Source organism: Thermobifida cellulosilytica TB100 (assembly GCF_001517975.1).
Taxonomy (GTDB): Bacteria; Actinomycetota; Actinomycetes; order Streptosporangiales; family Streptosporangiaceae; genus Thermobifida; species Thermobifida cellulosilytica.
Genome location: NZ_KQ950190.1, coordinates 1 through 2993, shown reverse-complemented (window position 1 = coordinate 2993; position 2993 = coordinate 1). Strand labels below are relative to the sequence as shown.

Genomic DNA, 2993 nt, shown 5'->3' with positions numbered 1-2993 from the left:
TCCGGGTCGTGAATCCGCCTCAGCACCGCCCACCGTCCCGCGCAGACCGCCACCGACCACCACGCACACCACCAGCAGGCGCGGACCGTACGAAACTAGTCGCTTTCCGTCACAGCGCGACAGGGCCCACAGACCCAAACCAGGACCCAGACCACGGCCGAAACCGGCCACACCGGGTCAGTCGTCCTTCGCGAGGAAGAAGTTCCGGGCCGAGGGGCGGCTCAACAGCGCCAGGATCGCCACCGGGAAGAGGAGCTGGCCGATCCGGCCCTCCCCGGGCAGGGTCAGCAGCGTGTGCAGGACGAGCAGCACCTCGGTGAGGAGGACGCCGTAGAAGACCGCCCTGCCCCCGCGGGGCACGAACAGCCCCCACAGCAGTTGCACCGCCCCGGGCAGGGAGGTGAAGAGCGCGTGGCCGAACGCTTCGGCCGAACTTCCCAGCAGGACGAACAGCGCGGCCGAGAACACGAAGGTCAGTCCGGCGACCACGAACAGCAGGATCCTGAGCCACAGCACCGACCGGGGAAGCTTCTGGGCCATCTCCGCTCCACGCTCTCGGGGGTTCGGGGGGTTGGGCGCGCGCACGGCCGTCCACGGCCGGACCGTGGTCGACCGGTGACCGACAGGATACGCCGCCCCCTCCGTTCCCCACCCGCGAAACGGGCCGGGCGCCCGCGCCCGCGGGGAGTTTCCGCGAGTCCGCTGCGCGGCGGGCGGGACCGTGGCATTCTGGTCCGCTGTCTTCCGTCTTCCCCCGGAGGAGAGCCATGAAGCTGCTGCACGCCGCCGACCTGCACGTCGACAGTCCGCTGCGCGGACTGTCCCGCTACGAGGGGGCACCGGCCGAGCAGTTGCGCGGCGCCACCCGGCGCGCCCTGGAGAACCTGGTGGACCTCGCGCTGGCCGAGGAGGTCACCGCGGTCCTGCTCGCCGGGGACGTCTACGACGGGGACTGGCCCGACTACAACACCGGGCTGTTCTTCGCCCGGCAGATGGGGCGGCTGCACGACGCCGACATCCCGGTGTACCTGATCGCGGGCAACCACGACGCGCAGAACTCGATGACGCGGACGCTGACGCTCTCCCTGCCCGGCAACGTGCACTACTTCCCCACCGACCGCCCGGACACGGCGGTCGACGAGCGGCGCGGCCTGGCCGTCCACGGCCAGGGCTTCGCCCGCCGGGACGTCCGGGACAACCTGGCCGCGCACTACCCCGAGCCGAGGTCCGGCCTGTTCAACGTGGGCCTGCTGCACACCGCGCTCAGCGGCCGGGAGGGGCACGAGCCGTACGCCCCCTGCAGCGTCGACCAGTTGGTCGACCACGGCTACGAGTACTGGGCGCTGGGCCACGTCCACCAGCGCAGGGTGGAGTACGACGCCGACGTCAAGGTGGTCTTCCCCGGCAACATCCAGGGGCGGCACGCCAACGAGGCCGGCGCCAAGGGCTGCACGCTGGTCACCGTGGACGGGCGCCACCGGGTCGCCGACCTGCGCCACCACGACCTCGACACCGCCGCCCGCTGGCACGACCTGCGGGTGGACGTCCGCGCGGCCCGCGACCTCCCCGACGTGTTCCGAGCGGTGACCGAGCAGCTCGACAAGGAGCTCGCCGCGGACACCGAACCCGACCGCGTCCACGCGGTGCGGGTCACGGTCGAGGGGCCCACGGACGCCCACGAGCAGTTGCACCGCGACCAGGAGAGCCTGCTGCACGAACTGCGCTCCCATGCCGCGCAGCGCGCCGACACCTGGGTGGAGAAGCTCCGCGTGAAGACCTCTCCCCCCGAGGAGCACCTGGACGCCGCCCACGCGGACGAGCTGGTCCGCGACCTGCGGCAGACCGCGCAGCGGCTCGGCACCTCCCCCCGGGAGGTCAGCGAGATCGTCGAGTCGGCCGAGCTGCTGGCCAAGCTGCCTCCCCGGGTGCGCGACGAGCTGCGCGACCCGAGCCTGCAACGCGACCTCCTCGCGGAGGCGGTGGAGCTGCTGGCCGCCGAGCTGGGGAGTCCGCGGTGAGGCTGGAACGCCTGGACCTGCTGGCTTTCGGCCCGTTCACCGACCTGTCCCTGCCGCTGGGCGCCCCGGGGGTCCACATCGTCTGCGGTCCCAACGAGGCGGGCAAGAGCACCGCGCTGTACGCGCTGAACCAGTTGTTCTACGGGATCGACACCCGGACCGTCCACGACTTCGTCCACGACAGGCGGGACATGAGGCTGGGGGCCGTGGTCCGCGGCGACGACGGCACCGTCGTGGAGTTCGTCCGCCGCAAACGCGCCAAGAACCCGCTGACCGCGCCGGACGAGACGCCGCTGGACGAGAGCGTCCTGTCGCGGCTGCTGGGCGGGGTGAGCCGGGACACCTTCAGCGCCATGTTCGCGCTCACCCTCGAAGGGCTGCACCGCGGCGGGGACGAACTGCTGGCCGGGGGCGGCGAGGTCGGCGAGGCACTGCTGTCCGCACGGTCGGACCGCGCCCTGGGAGCCCTGCTGAGCAAGCTGGAGGAGCAGCGCGACGAGCTGTTCCGGCCCCGGGGGCAGCAGCGGGTCATCAACCGGGAGCTGCGCGAGTACGCCGACCTGGAGCGCACGACCAAGAACGCCCAGTTGCTCGCCAGGGACTACGAGCAGAAGGTCGCCGTCCTCGAAGAGCGGCAGCAGCGGGAGCAGGAGCTGCGGGACCGGCTCAAGGACCTCCGCGCGCAGCGCTCCCGTACGGCCGCTCTCCACCAGGCGCTGCCCTCGCTGCACGCACGCGCGCAGCAGTTGCGGCGGATCGCGGAGCTGGAGGCCGAGGGGCCGCTCGCCCCCGCCGACTTCGCCGACCGGTTCCCCCGGCTGGAGGAGCAGTCCCGCACCGCCCGGGAGACGCTCGCGGAGAGCGAAGCCGCGCTCGCCGCCAAGCAGGAGGAGCTGGACCGGGTGGCCGTGGACCGGCGTCTGCTGGACGCGGCCGCGGCGGTGGAGGAACTGTCCCGCTCCCCGGGGCGGGGCG

The 2993-nt window shown here is 72.7% G+C and carries 3 protein-coding genes; 2 read left to right on the top strand and 1 reads right to left on the bottom strand.

The window, feature by feature from the left end; genetic code table 11:
* Positions 1-177: 177 nt before the first annotated feature.
* Complete coding sequence (locus AC529_RS19040; RefSeq protein ID WP_068758724.1) at positions 178-540, bottom strand: hypothetical protein; 363 nt, start codon at positions 538-540, stop codon at positions 178-180.
* 227 nt (positions 541-767) lie between these two features.
* On the opposite strand from AC529_RS19040, the gene AC529_RS19035 reads away from it, so the two are divergent.
* Positions 768-2018, top strand: a complete 1251-nt coding sequence (locus AC529_RS19035) for a metallophosphoesterase family protein (RefSeq protein WP_068758723.1) — start codon at positions 768-770, stop codon at positions 2016-2018.
* Positions 2015-2993: YhaN family protein (locus tag AC529_RS19030; protein ID WP_157080286.1), on the top strand; the 979-nt coding region annotated here is incomplete at its 3' end. The genes AC529_RS19035 and AC529_RS19030, both read left to right, overlap by 4 nt.

What these genes read in the sequence shown, in the direction of transcription:
- AC529_RS19040 (WP_068758724.1), bottom strand. Translation starts at nt 540, where the DNA reads ATGGCCCAGAAGCTTCCCCGGTCGGTGCTGTGGCTCAGGATCCTGCTG.
- AC529_RS19035 (WP_068758723.1), top strand. Translation starts at nt 768, where the DNA reads ATGAAGCTGCTGCACGCCGCCGACCTGCACGTCGACAGTCCGCTGCGC.